Source organism: Citrobacter sp. Cf132 (assembly GCF_030333885.1).
Classification (GTDB): domain Bacteria; phylum Pseudomonadota; class Gammaproteobacteria; order Enterobacterales; family Enterobacteriaceae; genus Citrobacter; species Citrobacter freundii.
Genome location: NZ_JAOWFA010000057.1, coordinates 818,191 through 836,453 on the forward strand (window position 1 = coordinate 818,191; position 18,263 = coordinate 836,453).

Sequence of the window (18,263 nt, forward strand, 5' to 3'; positions counted from 1 at the left end):
ACAAGCGCGAATCAGTTTAAAGGGTTGATATCCGCCGACGCAGAGACCATATCGATGTCTCGTCGCCAGTGGAAGGTGAATCAACGTGCGACGCATTCTGGAAGAATCAAATTAGGTAAAGGTGAATATGGGTAAAGCTCTTGTCATCGTTGAGTCCCCGGCAAAAGCCAAAACGATCAACAAGTATCTGGGTAATGACTACGTGGTGAAATCCAGCGTCGGTCATATCCGTGATTTGCCGACCAGTGGCTCAGCAACTAAAAAGAGCGCCGACTCAACCTCCACCAAAACGGCTAAAAAGCCCAAAAAGGATGAACGTGGCGCTCTCGTCAACCGTATGGGTGTTGACCCGTGGCACAACTGGGATGCGCGCTATGAAGTGCTGCCTGGTAAAGAGAAAGTTGTTTCTGAACTGAAGCAACTGGCTGAAAAAGCCGACCACATCTATCTCGCAACTGACCTTGACCGCGAAGGGGAAGCCATTGCATGGCACCTGCGGGAAGTCATCGGTGGCGACGACACCCGCTACAGCCGCGTGGTGTTTAATGAAATTACCAAAAATGCTATTCGCCAGGCGTTTGAAAAACCGGGCGAGTTGAACATCGATCGTGTTAATGCGCAACAGGCGCGCCGCTTTATGGACCGTGTTGTGGGCTATATGGTGTCGCCACTGCTGTGGAAAAAAATTGCACGCGGTCTGTCAGCTGGTCGCGTACAGTCTGTGGCTGTGCGTCTGGTGGTTGAGCGTGAACGCGAAATCAAAGCATTTGTTCCAGAAGAGTTCTGGGAAATTGATGCTAACACGACCACGCCGGGCGGCGACGCGTTGCCGCTTGAGGTGACGCATCAAAATGATAAGCCGTTCCGTCCCGTAAATCGGGAACAAACGCTTGCCGCTGTTAGCCTGTTGGAAAAAGCGCGCTATAGCGTATTGGAACGTGAAGATAAACCGACCAGCAGCAAGCCGGGCGCACCGTTCATTACCTCCACGCTACAGCAGGCTGCGAGCACGCGTCTCGGCTTCGGTGTGAAGAAAACCATGATGATGGCGCAGCGCTTGTATGAAGCGGGTTACATCACTTACATGCGTACTGACTCAACCAACCTGAGCCAGGATGCAGTGACCATGGTTCGCGATTACATCAGCGATAATTTTGGTAAAAAATATTTGCCGGAAAACGCGAACCAGTACGCCAGCAAAGAGAACTCGCAGGAAGCGCACGAAGCTATCCGTCCTTCTGATGTCGCCGTACAGGCGGAATCGCTGAAAGATATGGAAGCTGATGCGCAAAAACTGTATCAGCTGATCTGGCGCCAGTTTGTTGCCTGTCAGATGACCCCAGCTAAATACGATTCCACCACGCTCACCGTGGGTGCGGGTGATTTCCGCCTGAAGGCGCGCGGTCGTATTCTGCGCTTCGATGGCTGGACGAAAGTGATGCCAGCGTTGCGTAAAGGCGATGAAGATCGCATCTTACCGGCGGTGGACAAAGGCGATACGCTGACGCTTATCGAACTGACGCCAGCACAGCACTTTACTAAACCGCCTGCGCGCTTCAGTGAAGCTTCGCTGGTTAAAGAGCTTGAAAAGCGTGGTATTGGTCGCCCATCTACCTATGCGTCGATCATTTCTACGATTCAGGATCGCGGTTATGTTCGCGTTGAAAATCGTCGCTTTTACGCTGAAAAAATGGGTGAAATCGTCACCGATCGTCTGGAAGAAAACTTCCGCGAACTGATGAACTACGATTTTACCGCGCAGATGGAAGATAGCCTCGACCAGGTGGCGAATAAAGAAGCCGAATGGAAGGGCGTACTCGACAACTTCTTCACTGATTTTACTCAGCAACTGGATAAAGCCGAGAAAGATCCTGAAGAAGGCGGTATGCGTCCGAACCAGATGGTGCTGACCAGCATTGATTGCCCGACCTGCGGACGCAAAATGGGTATTCGTACCGCCAGTACCGGCGTTTTCCTTGGTTGCTCCGGCTACGCACTTTCCCCGAAAGAGCGTTGCAAAACCACCATTAACCTGGTGCCGGAAAACGAAGTATTGAACGTGCTGGAAGGCGACGACGCGGAAACGAACGCATTGCGCGCCAAACGCCGCTGTCAGAAGTGCGGTACGGCAATGGACAGTTATCTTATCGATCCTAAGCGTAAATTGCATGTGTGTGGTAATAACCCAACCTGCGACGGCTACGAGATCGAAGAGGGCGAGTTCCGTATCAAGGGTTATGACGGTCCTATCGTCGAGTGCGAAAAATGTGGTTCTGAAATGCACCTGAAAATGGGACGTTTCGGCAAGTACATGGCGTGTACTAACGACGAGTGCAAAAACACCCGTAAGATCCTGCGTAACGGTGAGGTCGCTCCGCCGAAAGAAGACCCAGTTCCGTTGCCGGAACTGCCGTGTGAAAAATCTGACGCGTATTTCGTGTTACGTGATGGTGCTGCAGGTATCTTCCTGGCTGCAAATACGTTCCCGAAATCACGTGAGACTCGTGCGCCGTTGGTGGAAGAGTTGTACCGCTTCCGCGATCGCCTGCCGGAAAAACTGCGTTATCTGGCAGATGCGCCGCAAACTGATCCGGATGGTAACAAGTCCATGGTTCGTTTCAGCCGTAAAACCAAGCAGCAATACGTTGCCGCTGAGAAAGACGGTAAGGCGACTGGCTGGTCCGCGTTCTTCGTTGACGGCAAATGGGTAGAAGGGAAGAAATAACAGCGTTTCGGCTGAATTTCTCCTCAAAGGGTCGCGTAAGCGGCCCTTTTTGTTTCTCGCATATTATTTTTTGTCATACCTATACAGCGTACATATAAATGATATAGTGGTTATAGTTAACAGACTTTTTATTATTAAATCGTATTAGCAGCGCCCGCGAGCCTGCACTGAAACGATGATTTGATGGCGCGAATCGGGATGGCATAACATGAAATTACAGCAGCTTCGCTACATTGTTGAGGTGGTGAACCACAACCTTAATGTCTCCTCAACAGCGGAAGGGCTTTATACCTCGCAGCCCGGTATCAGTAAGCAAGTTCGTATGCTGGAAGATGAACTTGGCATCCAGATTTTTGCCCGTAGCGGTAAGCACCTGACGCAGGTTACGCCAGCGGGGCAGGAAGTTATTCGTATTGCGCGAGAAGTTCTGTCGAAGGTGGATGCCATTAAGTCCGTTGCTGGCGAACATACCTGGCCGGACAAAGGCTCGTTATATATCGCCACTACGCATACTCAGGCGCGTTACGCTTTACCGAACGTGATTAAAGGTTTTATTGAGCGCTATCCTCGCGTCTCATTGCATATGCACCAGGGATCGCCGACACAAATCGCCGAAGCCGTTTCGAAAGGAAATGCAGATTTTGCTATCGCGACGGAAGCTTTGCACCTGTATGACGACCTGGTGATGTTACCTTGCTACCACTGGAACCGCTCAATCGTCGTCACGCCGGATCATCCGTTGGCGGGAAAATCTTCGGTTTCTATTGAGGAACTGGCACAGTATCCGCTGGTGACCTACACGTTTGGTTTTACCGGACGCTCGGAGCTGGACACCGCGTTTAACCGCGCGGGTCTGGAGCCACGTATTGTCTTTACCGCGACCGATGCTGATGTCATTAAAACCTATGTCCGTCTGGGCCTTGGCGTGGGTGTGATTGCCAGTATGGCGGTTGATCCTGTTTCCGATCCTGACCTGGTACGCGTGGATGCTCACGATATCTTCAGCCATAGCACCACCAAAATTGGTTTTCGTCGCAGCACCTTCTTACGCAGTTACATGTATGATTTCATTCAACGTTTCGCGCCGCATCTGACGCGTGATGTGGTGGACACGGCGGTGGCGCTGCGTTCCAACGATGATATTGAAGCCATGTTTAAAGATATTAAATTGCCTGAGAAATAATAACGACTGTAACCTCGTCGGTATCCATAAGCATAAAGCGATACCGACGGGAAACACTGAATTAATTGATAATTTACCGTGGATAAATTAACCATATATAGCTTGTGGAAAAAGTTCTCTAAAGTAGTTTCAAATTAGTCAGCTTGCCAAAAATTCCTTTCAAATATTTATAACCGATCAAACAATCGATTTATTTATCAGGACGAGTCTGAAAATTAACTGGCTTTTTTTCGCCTTTTTTATTAGGATTCCTCCTATCTGATGATTAATTGTACCGATTGTTTGGTGCCTAAATGATAAGTGATTTCGATAGTATGAGGTTAGCGATGCCTTCAGGAAACCAGCCAGCACGCAGGGATCCGGTGATGAAACGTAAAGCCTGGTTCGCCGTATTTCTTGGTTCTGCGATATTCTGGATTATTGTCGCACTCGTGGCCTGGAATGTGTGGGGGTAAGTATGTCCGCACCAGAGCAGCACTCTACCGAAACGCTATCGCCTCATGACCATGAACAAGAGAGCAAAACCGTCGCAGAGAAGGGGCAGAAGGTACCCGAATCCTGGAACCTTTCTCCTGAACAACGGGCGTTTATTGATCTGTTAACTGATGATGATGAACAGAAACAATAATTCGTACGTATTTTATAATAATAACGATTACCTTGTGCCCTTGAATATCGAATCATTTATCCATGTAATCGTCATCAACAACCTAATCAACGTATTATCCATTGCTCTATTGCCTGCTGAATATCCATCCTATTAATCTACACGGCTAGACCTTCCTCCTTACCATCGACCTCAGTTCGCGCTTTTATATCGCCCGCTACTTTTATCATTTTGAGTTGTTATCAAAGCGTTACATTTTGTTTGTGTTATCTTTAATACTAACCCTGAGGAAAATCAGGGGATCCAACCCTGTCATTTAAGGAGGAGCTATGTCGTCGACCCTACGAGAAGCCAGTAAGGACACATTGCAGGTTAAAGATAAAACCTACCGCTACTACAGTTTACCTCTGGCTGCTAAATCACTGGGTGATATCACCCGACTACCCAAATCGCTAAAAGTGTTGCTGGAAAACCTGCTTCGTTGGCAGGATGGTAATTCCGTTACCGAAGATGATATTCATGCTCTCGCACATTGGCTGAAGACCGCCCATGCCGATCGTGAAATTGCCTATCGACCCGCTCGTGTTCTGATGCAGGATTTTACCGGCGTTCCGGCGGTGGTCGATCTTGCCGCCATGCGCGAAGCGGTGAAACGTCTGGGGGGAGATACGGCAAAAGTGAATCCGCTTTCGCCAGTGGACCTTGTCATTGACCACTCGGTAACGGTGGACCGTTTTGGTGATGATGATGCTTTCGAAGAAAACGTTCGCCTGGAAATGGAACGTAACCATGAACGTTATGTGTTCCTGAAATGGGGACAGCAAGCATTTAGTCGCTTCAGCGTTGTACCGCCGGGAACGGGGATTTGCCACCAGGTAAACCTTGAATACCTTGGCAAAGCCGTCTGGAGCGAGTTACAGGACGGTGAGTGGGTGGCTTATCCCGATACGCTGGTCGGTACCGATTCCCATACGACAATGATTAATGGTCTCGGTGTGCTGGGATGGGGCGTTGGAGGCATTGAGGCTGAAGCAGCAATGCTGGGTCAACCGGTCTCTATGCTTATTCCGGATGTTGTGGGCTTTAAACTAGTGGGCAAACTGCGGGAAGGTATCACCGCTACCGACCTGGTTTTAACCGTTACCCAGATGCTGCGTAAGCACGGCGTGGTTGGTAAATTTGTTGAATTCTATGGTGATGGCCTCGACACCTTACCGCTGGCCGATCGGGCAACCATTGCGAACATGTCGCCGGAATACGGCGCAACCTGCGGTTTCTTCCCGATCGATGGCATCACTCTTGAATATATGCGTCTGAGTGGACGCAGTGAGGAGCAGGTTGAGTTGGTCAGCGCCTATGCCAAAGCGCAGGGAATGTGGCGTAATCCAGGGGATGAACCCGTATTTACCAGTTCACTGGAGCTGGATATGGGCAGTGTGGAAGCTAGCCTTGCCGGACCGAAGCGCCCGCAGGATCGGGTGGCACTGGCTGATGTTCCGAAAGCGTTTTCGGCGAGCAATGAACTCGAAGTAAATAGCTCGCTGAAAGACCGTCAGCCCGTGGACTACACCATGAGCGGTCAGCAGTATAAGCTGCCGGACGGTGCGGTGGTGATAGCAGCTATCACTTCCTGTACCAACACCTCCAACCCAAGCGTATTGATGGCGGCGGGACTGCTGGCGAAAAAAGCAGTGACGCTTGGTTTGAAACGTCAGCCGTGGGTGAAAGCCTCGCTGGCGCCAGGATCGAAGGTGGTGTCTGATTATCTGGCGCAGGCTGGGTTCACGCCGTACCTTGATGAGCTGGGATTTAACCTTGTAGGTTATGGCTGTACCACCTGTATTGGTAACTCGGGTCCGTTACCCGATCCTATCGAGACAGCCATCAAAAAAGGCGATCTCACCGTTGGCGCCGTGCTTTCCGGCAACCGAAACTTTGAGGGGCGTATCCATCCGCTCGTGAAGACCAACTGGTTAGCGTCTCCGCCGCTGGTGGTGGCCTATGCGCTAGCAGGGAATATGAATATCAATCTGACGAAAGATCCGTTAGGCCATGATAGAAAGGGCGATCCCGTTTATCTGAAAGATATCTGGCCGACGGCTCAGGAAATTGCCCGTGCCGTGGAGCAGGTTTCTACCGCCATGTTCCATAAAGAGTACGCTGAAGTCTTTGAAGGCACGCCAGAATGGAAAGCTATCCAGGTTGATCGGGCTGATACCTATGGTTGGCAGTCTGACTCAACTTATATCCGCTTGTCCCCGTTCTTCGATGGTATGCAGGCTACGCCGGATCCGGTCCAGGACATTCATGGTGCGCGTATCCTCGCAATGCTTGGGGATTCCGTCACCACCGACCATATTTCTCCTGCCGGCAGTATCAAGCCGGATAGCCCGGCAGGTCGTTATCTGCAAAGCCACGGCGTTGAGCGTAAAGATTTTAACTCCTATGGTTCACGACGCGGGAATCATGAAGTGATGATGCGTGGTACCTTTGCCAATATTCGTATTCGTAATGAGATGGTACCCGGCGTGGAAGGTGGGATGACGCGTCATTTGCCGGGAACCGAGGTAGTGGCTATCTATGATGCGGCTATGCAATATCAACAGGAGAATATCCCCCTGGCGGTTATTGCCGGGAAAGAGTATGGCTCTGGCTCCAGTCGCGACTGGGCGGCAAAAGGCCCGCGCTTGCTGGGGATTCGCGTGGTTATCGCTGAGTCCTTTGAGCGAATTCACCGTTCTAACCTGATTGGTATGGGGATTTTGCCGCTGGAATTTCCGCAGGGCGTCACGCGCAAAACGCTGGGACTAACAGGTGAGGAAGCGATCGATATTACGGACCTGCAAAACATCAAGCCGGGCGCAACAGTGCCGGTGAATATGGTTCGCTCAGATGGACGTAAAGAGGTGATTTTATGCCGCTGCCGTATCGATACCGCGACGGAGCTAACTTACTACCAAAACGATGGTATTCTGCACTACGTGATTCGTAATATGTTGAATTAAAATGTATAAAGCCTGCGAGAGCAGGCTTTTTTATCGGCGGTAACAACCATTACTTGCCCAGCAAATGCCCCATCTTGGCGGCTTTGGTGTCCAGGTAATGTTCATTGTTCGGGTTACGACCCACAATCAGCGGCACGCGTTCAACAATATTGATTCCCGCTTCGGTCAGAATTTCCACTTTTTTCGGGTTATTGGTCAGCAAACGAACTTCGTCCACGCCCAGCAGCTTGAACATATCCGCACACAGCGTGAAATCACGCTCATCTGCCGCAAAGCCCAACTGATGGTTAGCCTCAACGGTATCATAACCCTGGTCCTGCAACGCGTAGGCGCGGATTTTATTGAGCAGGCCGATATTGCGTCCTTCCTGACGATGATAAAGCAGGATACCGCGCCCTTCTTCAGCAATGTGGGTGAGAGCCGCTTCGAGCTGGAAGCCGCAATCGCAACGCAGGCTAAACAATGCATCGCCAGTCAGACATTCGGAGTGGACACGCGCCAGAACAGGCGTTTGACCAGTGATATCGCCAAAAACCAGTGCGACGTGATCGTGTCCGGTTGCCAGTTCTTCAAATCCCACCATCAGGAAATCACCCCAGGGGGTTGGCAGTTTGGCTTCTGCCACACGTTTAAGCTGCATGTAATTCTCCAGATTATGCTGGCACTGTCGTGCCGTCGCCTGTTGGCTTCTTGTTCTGTATTGCACTATTTTGCCATAAGGCAACGATGTTCACCTAATCGCGACAACGGATTCGCCTTTGGAATGGCACAAAAATGTCAATTTTCCCGGCATGCACTTTTTTCAGTTATGATTGTGAGACTTATCGACGAAAGGAGAGGCAATGCTGTCAATTGCAAAGCGCACTGCGGTCGGGGCCGGGCTGCTACTTATTATGCCGGTTGCTGTATGGGTATCGGGCTGGAGTTGGCAGCCGGGACACAACGTTTGGTGGCTAAAATCTCTGTACTGGGTAACGGAAACGGTGACGCAGCCGTGGGGGATTATCACTCACGTTGTGCTCTGCGCATGGTTTCTGTGGTGTCTGCGTTTTCGTCTGAAAGCTGCGGTAATGCTGTTTGCGATCCTGGCCGCGGCAATTTTAGTCGGTCAGGGTGTGAAGTCCTGGGTTAAAGACAGGGTGCAGGAACCTAGGCCCTTTGTCGTATGGCTGGAAAAAACGCACCATATCCCGGTTGATGAGTTCTACACTTTAAAACGTAAAGATCGTGGCAACTTAGTTAAAGAGCAATTGGCCGAACAACAGGATATTCCGACGTTTCTACGTAAGCACTGGCAAAAAGAAACGGGTTTTGCCTTTCCGTCAGGACATACGATGTTTGCTGCCAGTTGGGCTTTACTGGCAGTAGGGCTGTTATGGCCACGCAGACGTACGCTGACGATTGTGTTTTTGCTTATCTGGGCGACAAGTGTTATGGGTAGCCGCTTGCTGTTGGGCATGCACTGGCCGCGTGATTTGGTCGTTGCAACGCTGATTTCATGGCTGCTGGTAACGCTGGCGACCTGGCTCGCGCAGCGAGTATGCGGACCACTTACGCCGCCTGTGCAGGAGGCAAAAGAAATCGCGCAACGCGAGCAAGAAAGCTAGCTATGATTGATTTTTCAAATTTTGCCCTTAAATCAGAAAGCGGAAAGCGCTTTTCCATTTCGCACTCGTTGTGAAAATGGTAATTTAAAGGGCTCAACGCGGTAAGTTGTACACGATTTATTCGCTTAAACCACATAACGGGAAGTAATGTGAAATATTTACTCATTTTCTTACTGGTGTTGGCGATTTTTGTTATTTCGGTGACATTAGGTGCGCAAAACGATCAACAGGTTACGTTTAATTACCTGCTGGCTCAGGGTGAGTATCGTATCTCTACGCTGCTTGCTGTATTGTTTGCCGCAGGTTTTGCGATTGGTTGGTTAATTTGCGGCCTTTTCTGGCTGAAGGTTCGTGTGTCTCTTGCGCGCGCCGAACGTAAAATCAAACGACTGGAAAACCAGCTTACGCCTGCGACCGACGTTGCGGTTTCTGCCGATTCGTCGGTTGTGAAGGAATAATTATTTATGTTGGAGTTGTTGTTTCTGCTTTTACCTGTAGCCGCTGCCTATGGGTGGTATATGGGTCGCAGAAGTGCGCAACAAACCAAGCAGGATGAAGCTAACCGTCTTTCCCGTGACTATGTCGCCGGGGTTAACTTCCTCCTGAGCAACCAACAAGACAAAGCGGTGGATCTGTTCCTCGATATGCTAAAAGAGGATACGGGCACCGTTGAGGCTCATCTCACTCTCGGAAACCTGTTTCGCTCGCGCGGTGAAGTCGATCGCGCAATCCGCATCCATCAAACGTTAATGGAAAGTGCTTCGCTGACCTACGAGCAGCGTTTGTTGGCCGTACAACAGCTGGGGCGCGATTACATGGCCGCAGGTCTGTACGACCGCGCGGAAGACATGTTCAATCAGCTTACCGATGAAACAGATTTTCGCGTCGGTGCATTACAGCAACTGCTGCAAATTTATCAGGCGACCAGCGATTGGCAGAAAGCCATTGATGTCGCAGAACGTCTGGTGAAGCTAGGCAAAGATAAACAGCGTATTGAGATAGCCCACTTCTACTGCGAACTGGCCTTACAGCAGATGGGCAGCGACGATATGGATCGTGCCATGGCGCTGTTGAAAAAAGGGGCTGCGGCAGACAAAAACAGTGCCCGGGTTTCCATCATGATGGGCCGTGTGTACATGGTGAAAGGCGAGTACGCGAAGGCCGTTGAAAGTCTGCAACGCGTGATTTCTCAGGATAAAGAACTGGTCAGCGAAACGCTGGAAATGCTGCAAAGCTGCTACCAGCATCTGGGGAAAACCGATGAGTGGGCAGAGTTTTTACGTCGGGCCGTTGAAGAGAATACTGGCGCCGCCGCCGAGCTGATGCTGGCCGATATTCTTGAAGCGCGCGAGGGGACTGATACCGCTCAGGTTTATATTACCCGCCAACTACAACGCCATCCTACGATGCGCGTTTTCCACAAATTAATGGATTACCATCTTAACGAAGCAGAAGAAGGGCGCGCGAAAGAGAGCCTGATGGTTCTGCGCGATATGGTCGGGGAGCAGGTGCGCAGCAAGCCGCGCTATCGTTGCCAGAAATGCGGATTTACCGCATATACACTGTACTGGCACTGCCCATCTTGTCGCTCATGGTCAACCATTAAGCCTATTCGCGGACTTGATGGGTTGTAATTTTTAAAAAAATCTTACTTTAGTTACAACATACTAATGTTGAGTAACAAAGCCATCCTCAGCCGCCGTGGCCAAATTCGCCTGGCAGAAATGGAATCGCGCCTGTTAATTTTCTATTACCGCAGGTAGAATGCACGCCGTTTACCCATTTCGCGCTACTGTCGGCGCCCATCCTCAAGAAGGTCTGGTCATGACGTTTACTGCTTCATCTTCTTCTCGTGCTGTTACTGATTCTCCTGTCGTTGTCGCCCTCGATTATTCCAATCGTGATAAAGCATTAGCTTTTGTCGACAGAATTGATCCTCGTGATTGCCGTTTGAAAGTGGGCAAAGAGATGTTCACGCTTTTTGGACCTCAGTTGGTTCGCGATTTACAACAGCGTGGCTTTGACATTTTTCTTGATTTGAAATTTCATGATATTCCCAACACTACCGCGCATGCCGTTGCGGCAGCGGCTGAGCTTGGCGTGTGGATGGTTAACGTTCATGCTTCTGGTGGGGCGCGTATGATGACCGCCGCACGTGAAGCCTTATTACCTTTTGGAAAGGACGCACCGCTGCTGATTGCGGTAACGGTTCTGACCAGTATGGAAGCCAGCGACCTCGCCGATCTCGGCGTGACGTTGTCACCTGCAGAACATGCTGAAAGGCTGGCGCGCTTAACCCAGCATTGTGGTTTGGATGGCGTTGTATGCTCCGCGCAGGAAGCGGTGCGATTCAAGCAGGCGTTTGGCCAGGCATTTAAATTGGTTACGCCGGGTATTCGTCCTGAAGGCAGCGAGGCGGGCGACCAGCGTCGCATTATGACGCCGGAACAAGCACAGTTAGCTGGTGTGGATTATATGGTTATTGGTCGTCCGGTCACGCAGTCGGCAGATCCGGCTCAGACGCTGAAGATGATTAATGCCTCACTGAAACGAGGTGCGTAAATGAACGACTCAAACTCTCGCCTGGTCTACTCAACCGACTCCGGGCGCATTGATGAACCAAAAGCTGCTCCTGTGCGTCCACAAGGCGATGGCATTGTCCGTATCCAGCGCCAGACCAGTGGCCGCAAAGGCAAGGGCGTGTGTTTGATTACCGGTATTGATCAAGATGATGCCGAACTGACCAAATTAGCTGCGGAACTGAAGAAAAAATGTGGTTGCGGCGGGGCAGTGAAGGATGGCGTGATTGAGATACAGGGTGATAAACGCGACCTGATTAAATCGCTGCTGGAAGCCAAAGGAATGAAAGTTAAACTGGCTGGCGGTTAATAAAAAAGCCACGGAATTTTTCCGTGGCTTTTTAATAATACAGACCTGAAAAAGTAAACGTATTATTATATCGAGCCGTTCAACCGTAGATTATTTACCCACCTGGTGGCCAATGATACCACCTACTGCAGCACCACCCAGCGTACCCAGCGTGCTGCCGTCAGTCAGGACTGCACCACCTATTGCACCTGCACCAGCACCGATTGCGGTGTTACGATCGCGTTTGGACCAGTTAGAGCAGGCGCTTAGCGACATTGCCAGAGTAATCGCCAGAATGGCAGCGGTCATTTTTTTGCTCGTTACTAACATAATACTTTCTCCTGAATTATTGATTCACGGAATCCAGTGTTCTTTAAGAATAGCGCTAAATTTAGGCTAACGAAGATATTTCCGTGAAACCGTTTAGCGAAGGCATTACAAACACTATCCTGAAGTTGGAGGTTCGTTCCTGTTATATCGCTAACATTAATTTTACGACTTAATCCTGTTAACGACAGGTAAAAAGTCTTAATTGGGCTGTCAGATAACTCTCAGAGAGGAGATGATTTGCCAACTGACAAATCATCTGCTGAAGATGTTACGCGTGGGCATCAATGATATTGACGGTTAATCCGGAGTGCTCAAGCTGCATTTGTACGCTGGCGCTAAGTCTGGAGTCCGTGACTACGCGGCTGAATCGCTCTAATGGACCCAGCGTGTACGGGTGAATGGCTTCGAATTTTGAGCTGTCAGTAAGCACAATAACTTCTGCACCTTTTTCCAGCACCGCGTTAACCACATCAGAACGCATCATGTCGCGTCCGGTGAAGCCGGTGTCAGCCTGCCAGCCATCAATGCCGATAAAGGCCTTGCTGAAGTGTACCTGCTGGATAAACTGGCGAGTTAAGGGCCCAACCATACTTTCGCTTTTTTTCTGATAGATGCCGCCAAGGAGAATCACTTCGCAAGGGGTTTCTTTCAGCAGATGGGCTATATAGCTGCTGACGGTAATGATGGTGACATCTTTTTGCTCCGCGAGCGTTCTGGCTAAGAGCGCATTGCTACTGCCGTTTTCAATGAATACGGACTCGCCTGGGCTTACCAGCGATGCGGCGAATTCAGCCAGCTCACGCTTCAGCGTAAAATTAGTCATCATGCGCGTTTCCACATCATCGCTGTTCAATGAAACAGCAAAACCGTGCGCTCGGCGTAAATAACTCTGTTTTTCCAGTGTGTTCAGATCCTGTCGAATCGTCACTTCTGAGACACCGGTGATTTTTGCCAGTTCGGCAACGCTCATCTGACCTTTATCAGTCACCATCTGCAAAATAGATTGTTGTCGGGAATTCATAATATTAATTTTATTGCGATATCGTATCGGAAATTAAACGGAAACTGCCTCACGTGCAGTTTGCTTACAGCAGCGACATTAAAGGGTTAATGCCATCAGATCTCCCAGGGAGCCTTGTGCTTTTTGGGCAAAGATTCGGCATCTTCTTTGGTCATGTTTAGCAGCTCAGCCTTCAGAATTTCGAGATTATGGATAGCTGAGTGGTAATCACCTGCAACGAGGATATCCAGCACAGTATCAATGCGTTCGGCCAGACGCTGAGCGTCGATATCAGACATGGTTATCATCCTAATGGCAATAGAGTTTGAATTTCATGATGCAGAATTTCATGGCAAAAGAGAAGGGAAAAATAGTATTAACTTCAACGATAGAAGAATATTATATATTCTGTGATTACATGCAGATAGGATCGTTACGTAATGTCCATTTATGGCTATTCTCAACGTTTGATCCCACTGCATTAGCGTGTTTTTTTATTCAGGTGTCGTCGATACCAACGTTCAAATGCAACTGCTGGCATTGGCTTGGCAAACAAAAAACCCTGACGCTCGTTGACGCCATTTTTGGTTAAAAACGCATCCTCTTTCGCGCTTTCAACACCTTCGGCGATGACCTGTAGGTTGAGTGCCTGTGCGACCGCAACAATGGCACGTACCAGCGACTGCGAAACAGGTTGTTTGTGTACATCCCTGACAAAGGTTTGATCCAGTTTAATTGCATCAAGTGGGAACCGGGCCAGTTGAGACAGTGACGAATAACCGGTACCAAAATCATCCAAATGGATTTGCGCCCCCATCTGGCTAAACTGCTGAATGACGGACAGTGCCAGTTGCTCATTTTCAATTAAACTGCTTTCCGTTAACTCGACATCGATGGGGCAATATTCAAAGTCGAGTTCATGAAGCACCTGCTTGAGATCGGTAAATAGCGTCTGATCGGCGAGCTGCCGGGCAGAAACGTTTACCGCCACGCGCAGATTGATTCCCTTTGCGCGCCATTTTGCTATCTGACGCACAACGTCCAGAATAACCCAGCGACCCAGAGGAACGATAAGCCCTGATTCTTCGGCGTAGGAGATAAATTCCAGTGGTGGAATGAGGCCTCGTTCCGGAGACTGCCAGCGAACCAGCGCCTCCAGGCTGCGCACTTCGCCTCGCCAGGTTATCTTTGGCTGATAATGGATGACCAGTTGATCGTTTTCCAGCGCCTTGCGCAGATTAGTATCCAGCCACAGATATTCAAATACCCGCTGATTCATTTCCGGAGAGAAAACACAAAACTGTCCGCGGCCACCTTCTTTCGCGGTGTACATGGCCGTATCGGCGTTACGAATGACGCTCTCGCAGTCCTGACCATGTTGTGGAGCGAGGGAAATACCAATAGAGCATCCGGTATAGATTTCAATCAGGCCGATGCGAAAAGGTTGACGCAGGCGTGTCAGAATACGCGACGCGGTGGCTTCCAGTGAACCCTGGGATGTTTCGGTGGCAAGGACAATAAACTCATCGCCGCCAAACCGTGCCAGTAACTGGTTTTCGCTAAGGCAACTGAGAATTGCCAGCGATACGCTTTGCAATAGCTGATCGCCAAACATATGCCCGTAGGCATCGTTTACCTTTTTGAAGTTATCCAGATCGAGGTACACAATCCCGACCTGAGTATCGCCCGCGTTCTCAATTGCATTGCTGATCAGATCATGAATAGCGTTGCGATTGGGTAATCCAGTGATAGAGTCGGTATTCGCCAACACCCGCAAACGCTCCTGGGCGCGGCGTTCTTCAGTGATATCGGTCCCGGAACAGATCAGAAATATTTCGTTCTTGCCGCTACCGTTATGCACAAATTTATTACGAAATAAAAACAGACGCTGTCCTTTGCAGGTCTTCACCCAGCGTTCAACTTCATATGAGTTACCTTCGCGAAAAAAGACCTCGATATTGCGTCGTGACGCGGCAGCTTCACGTCGACTCATAAATAATGTAAATACACTTTGGCCAATGACTTCACGTTCTTTGAGTCCGGTATACTCTTCGCACAGTCGATTAAACCGCTGAATGTTGCCCATGCGATCAAGAATGACAATGACTGAATTGGCTTCAGAAACCACCTGTTCGGCAAAAGAGAGGCCGTGAGCCAGGTCACGGGCGACGGAAGGGGTGTCATCCCAGGCGGATGCGCTACCGGCCCATTCACGCTTATTGATTTTACGGCCGACCAGATGCACGGGAATGTTGTCATCTTCAATCGGTAACGTCATTAATAAACTTGACGTAATTACCGTCATCTCGCGAATGCGTTCGGCTTGTTCCGGGGATAATTCGATGGTCTGATCGGCCTCTGACGTTTCTTCGACAGAGAAATGCAGGATGTTGCAATCCTCTGACAAACGCCAGTAAGGGTTATTAGTGCCCACATAGCTATACAACGTAATCAGCTCCCGGACGTCTTTCATGATGTGTACTATCCCGTTTAAAGGTAAGCGTACAGCGAGAACCGTATTGACGGGAACGGGTTATTCAGTTGGCAGGGTTATTCGCCAGGGTAACAGTTCGCTGACCTGATTGACCGGCCAGTCAGCTATGACGTTGAGCACATGACAGAGATACCTCTCTGGCTCCACGCCGTTCAGTTTGCACGTCCCGATCAGGCTGTACAGCAGTGCTCCGCGCTCACCACCGTGGTCAGAGCCGAAGAACAAGAAGTTTTTGCGGCCCAGGCTGACCGTCCGCAGCGCATTTTCAGCGATATTGTTATCGGCTTCAGCCCAGCCATCGTCTGCATAGTACGTCAGTGCTGGCCACTGGTTCAGTGCGTACGCGAACGCCTTCGCCAGCTCTGAGTGTCGCGACAGCGTTTTCATCTTTTCACGCAGCCAGCTTTCCAGGGATTTCAGTCGCGGTTTAGCTTTCTGCTGACGCTCACCAAGACGCTGCTCTGCCGGCATTCCCCGTATTTCAGCCTCGATAGCATACAGTTCGCCTATCCGTTTCAGGGCTTCCTCCGTCAGCACTGATGGAGTACGAACGTGCACATCATGGATCTTGCGGCGGGCGTGAGCCCAGCAGGCTGCTTCAGTTATCTGTCCATTGCGGTACAGCTCGTTGAACCCGGCGTACGCATCCGCCTGCAGAACACCGCTGAAGCCCGCAAGATGGCTCTGCGGATGGATGCCTTTTCTGTCCGGGCTGTAAGCGAACCACACGGCCGGCGCCAGCGCTGACCCGGCGTTGCGGTCGTCGCGAACGTACGTCCACAACCGCCCGGTCTTCGTCTTTTTATTACCTGGTAACAGTACCGGGACGGGCGTGTCATCGGCGTGGAGTTTGCCACCCATCAGGACATAGTCCTGAAGCGCCTCTTCCAGCGGCGACAGTAGCCGGCAGCATGCATCCACCCAGCCCGACAGCAGTGAGCGACTCAGTTCCACGCCCTGGCGGCCGTATATTTCAGACTGGCGGTACAGTGGTGTGTGCTCTGCATACTTTGAGGTCAGCACGCGGGCCAGCAACCCCGGGCCGGCGATACCCCGCTCAATGGGCCGTGAAGGCGCCGCTGCCTGCACGATCGCATCGCACTGAGTACAGGCATGTTTTTCACGTACTGTCCGGATAACCCGGAAGGCGCTGCGCATCAGCTCCAGCTGTTCGGCGGCATCTTCACCCAGGTAACTCAGCGAACCACCGCACTCCGGGCAACAGGATTCTGCCGGAAGCATACGCTTTTCATCACGCGGGAGTGATTCGGGGAACGGTCTGCGGGTGCGGGTCTGACGCAGCGAGCGCTGCACTTCCGGGTCATCCACACGACCGGTCAGCGTATCGCTTTCTTTCTGAAGCACCTTCAGGTCAGCTTCCATCTGTGCGATACGACGGGATACTTTTTCGGAACGGCTGCCGAAGTTCATCCGGCGGAGTTTATCCAGCTGCGCCTGCAGGTGGTCTATTTCGCGCTCACGGTCGGCCAGCTTTTCCAGCAGGGCGCGGTTCAGCGCTTCCTGTTCGGCAAGCCGCTGTTTCAGCAGAAGGATTTCGTCAGAAGAGGTGTCGTTCATAAGCCCGTATTTTACCAGGCTTATTCAGCAACAACCAGGATAAAGAGGCCTACAACATGGTCAGAGATGTCAGCAACCGTTTAGGTTGTCGCCAGTCGATGCCTTCCATCAGCATCGCCAGCTGGGCCGGGGTCAGGAACACTTTGCCATCACGGGCAGAGGGCCAGGCGAAGCGACCACGCTCCAGCCGTTTGGTCAGCAGGCACAGCCCGTCGCCGGTGGACCACAGCAGTTTGACCTGGTTGCCGCTGCGACCCCGGAAGATGAAGACGTGGCCGGACATCGGATCGTCTTTCAGCGCCGTCTGTACTTTTGCGGCAAGACCGTTGAAGCCATTTCTCATATCAGTGGTACCGGCAACCAGCCAGATTTTGGTACCTGTTGGTAACGGGATCATCGCTTCAGCTCCTGTATCAGCAGAGCCAGGAACTTTTCGCTGACAGTGCCGTTGAGGCGGAGCGTCCCGTGCCGGAACGTTATCTCACAGCTGATACTGAGGGCTTCCGGGCTCTCAGTGGGCGGCTCTGGCTGTACGTCAGCGGCATCGAGAGTCACAGGAAGTAGCTGCGGGTTCTCTGAAGAAGGTAATAGCAGCTTTCCCTCGCGCCATTGTTGGCGCCATTTGAACAGCAGATTGGCGTTAATGCCATTTTCAAGCGCCAGTTTTGAGATGGATGTTCCTGGTTCGCAGGAGGCAGCAACGAGTTGTTGCTTAAACTCAGGAGAATAATTAGGGCAGCCTTTTCGCCTGCCGGGAGTCACATTTTTCTGCATATCTGACACTTTGGTTCCCACTACTTATTTGGTGGACACCACTTTGTCGGATGCTTCGGATTATGACCAGACGGTTCACGCTGTACGCTTAC

18 protein-coding genes are annotated in these 18,263 nt (G+C 50.9%); 10 read left to right on the top strand and 8 right to left on the bottom strand.

The annotated features are described in order from the left end of the window. Nucleotides 1-127 precede the first annotated feature (127 nt). The 5 genes from topA to acnA all read left to right on the top strand — a co-directional run bounded on the left by topA (nt 128) and on the right by acnA (nt 7,520). Nucleotides 128-2,725 carry a type I DNA topoisomerase gene (topA, locus tag OGV85_RS17350; protein ID WP_003840713.1) on the top strand — a complete coding sequence of 866 codons (2,598 nt, stop codon included), beginning with the start codon at nt 128-130 and terminating at the stop codon, nt 2,723-2,725. A 208-nt stretch (nt 2,726-2,933) separates the two neighbouring features. Beyond that, nucleotides 2,934-3,908: an HTH-type transcriptional regulator CysB gene (gene cysB, locus OGV85_RS17355; RefSeq protein ID WP_003020610.1), complete on the top strand. Its 975-nt coding sequence runs from the start codon at nt 2,934-2,936 to the stop codon at nt 3,906-3,908. Between the two features lie 314 nt (nt 3,909-4,222). Beyond that, entirely contained in the window at nt 4,223-4,363 is a 141-nt protein-coding gene (locus tag OGV85_RS17360; RefSeq protein WP_213083937.1) for a YmiA family putative membrane protein, read from the top strand. Nucleotides 4,364-4,365: 2 nt separating this feature from the next. After that, nucleotides 4,366-4,536, top strand: coding sequence for a YciX family protein (locus tag OGV85_RS17365; RefSeq protein ID WP_008322403.1), 171 nt, complete (start codon nt 4,366-4,368; stop codon nt 4,534-4,536). Nucleotides 4,537-4,844: 308 nt separating this feature from the next. Next, on the top strand, nt 4,845-7,520 hold the full coding sequence (acnA, locus tag OGV85_RS17370) for an aconitate hydratase AcnA (RefSeq protein WP_032935577.1): 2,676 nt from the start codon (nt 4,845-4,847) through the stop codon (nt 7,518-7,520). A gap of 49 nt (nt 7,521-7,569) precedes the next feature. On the opposite strand, the gene ribA is transcribed toward acnA, so the two are convergent. Next, complete coding sequence (gene ribA / locus OGV85_RS17375; protein WP_003020601.1) at nt 7,570-8,160, bottom strand: GTP cyclohydrolase II; 591 nt, start codon at nt 8,158-8,160, stop codon at nt 7,570-7,572. Nucleotides 8,161-8,362: 202 nt separating this feature from the next. Here ribA and pgpB point away from each other — a divergent pair, with 202 nt between their 5' ends. The 5 genes from pgpB to yciH all read left to right on the top strand — a co-directional run bounded on the left by pgpB (nt 8,363) and on the right by yciH (nt 12,016). Then, a complete protein-coding gene (gene pgpB / locus OGV85_RS17380; protein ID WP_003020598.1) occupies nt 8,363-9,127 on the top strand; it encodes a phosphatidylglycerophosphatase B in 765 nt (254 codons plus the stop codon). Between the two features lie 149 nt (nt 9,128-9,276). Continuing rightward, entirely contained in the window at nt 9,277-9,585 is a 309-nt protein-coding gene (locus OGV85_RS17385) for a LapA family protein (RefSeq protein ID WP_003020595.1), read from the top strand. A gap of 6 nt (nt 9,586-9,591) precedes the next feature. After that, nucleotides 9,592-10,761 (top strand): lipopolysaccharide assembly protein LapB, encoded by a 1,170-nt coding sequence (gene lapB / locus OGV85_RS17390; protein WP_003020592.1) that lies wholly within the window; start codon nt 9,592-9,594, stop codon nt 10,759-10,761. A 190-nt stretch (nt 10,762-10,951) separates the two neighbouring features. After that, a complete protein-coding gene (gene pyrF, locus OGV85_RS17395) occupies nt 10,952-11,689 on the top strand; it encodes an orotidine-5'-phosphate decarboxylase (protein ID WP_156485349.1) in 738 nt (245 codons plus the stop codon). Then, complete coding sequence (yciH, locus tag OGV85_RS17400; protein WP_003843984.1) at nt 11,690-12,016, top strand: stress response translation initiation inhibitor YciH; 327 nt, start codon at nt 11,690-11,692, stop codon at nt 12,014-12,016. Between the two features lie 90 nt (nt 12,017-12,106). Here yciH and osmB read toward each other — a convergent pair whose 3' ends face one another. The 7 genes from osmB to tnpA form a co-directional block, all read right to left on the bottom strand. Further along, entirely contained in the window at nt 12,107-12,325 is a 219-nt protein-coding gene (gene osmB, locus OGV85_RS17405; RefSeq protein ID WP_003020583.1) for an osmotically-inducible lipoprotein OsmB, read from the bottom strand. A 268-nt stretch (nt 12,326-12,593) separates the two neighbouring features. Beyond that, nucleotides 12,594-13,346 (bottom strand): DNA-binding transcriptional regulator YciT, encoded by a 753-nt coding sequence (gene yciT, locus OGV85_RS17410; protein ID WP_003020580.1) that lies wholly within the window; start codon nt 13,344-13,346, stop codon nt 12,594-12,596. A 95-nt stretch (nt 13,347-13,441) separates the two neighbouring features. Then, nucleotides 13,442-13,624 (bottom strand): YciZ family protein, encoded by a 183-nt coding sequence (locus tag OGV85_RS17415; protein ID WP_003020577.1) that lies wholly within the window; start codon nt 13,622-13,624, stop codon nt 13,442-13,444. Between the two features lie 182 nt (nt 13,625-13,806). Then, on the bottom strand, nt 13,807-15,798 hold the full coding sequence (gene pdeR / locus OGV85_RS17420; RefSeq protein ID WP_061547990.1) for a cyclic di-GMP phosphodiesterase: 1,992 nt from the start codon (nt 15,796-15,798) through the stop codon (nt 13,807-13,809). A gap of 60 nt (nt 15,799-15,858) precedes the next feature. Then, nucleotides 15,859-17,397 carry an IS66 family transposase gene (gene tnpC / locus OGV85_RS17425; RefSeq protein WP_003843773.1) on the bottom strand — a complete coding sequence of 513 codons (1,539 nt, stop codon included), beginning with the start codon at nt 17,395-17,397 and terminating at the stop codon, nt 15,859-15,861. A gap of 49 nt (nt 17,398-17,446) precedes the next feature. Further along, nucleotides 17,447-17,794 (bottom strand): IS66 family insertion sequence element accessory protein TnpB, encoded by a 348-nt coding sequence (tnpB, locus tag OGV85_RS17430; protein WP_003843771.1) that lies wholly within the window; start codon nt 17,792-17,794, stop codon nt 17,447-17,449. After that, on the bottom strand, nt 17,791-18,171 hold the full coding sequence (tnpA, locus tag OGV85_RS17435) for an IS66-like element accessory protein TnpA (protein WP_032939119.1): 381 nt from the start codon (nt 18,169-18,171) through the stop codon (nt 17,791-17,793). Before tnpA ends, tnpB begins: the two co-directional genes overlap by 4 nt. Nucleotides 18,172-18,263 lie beyond the last annotated feature (92 nt).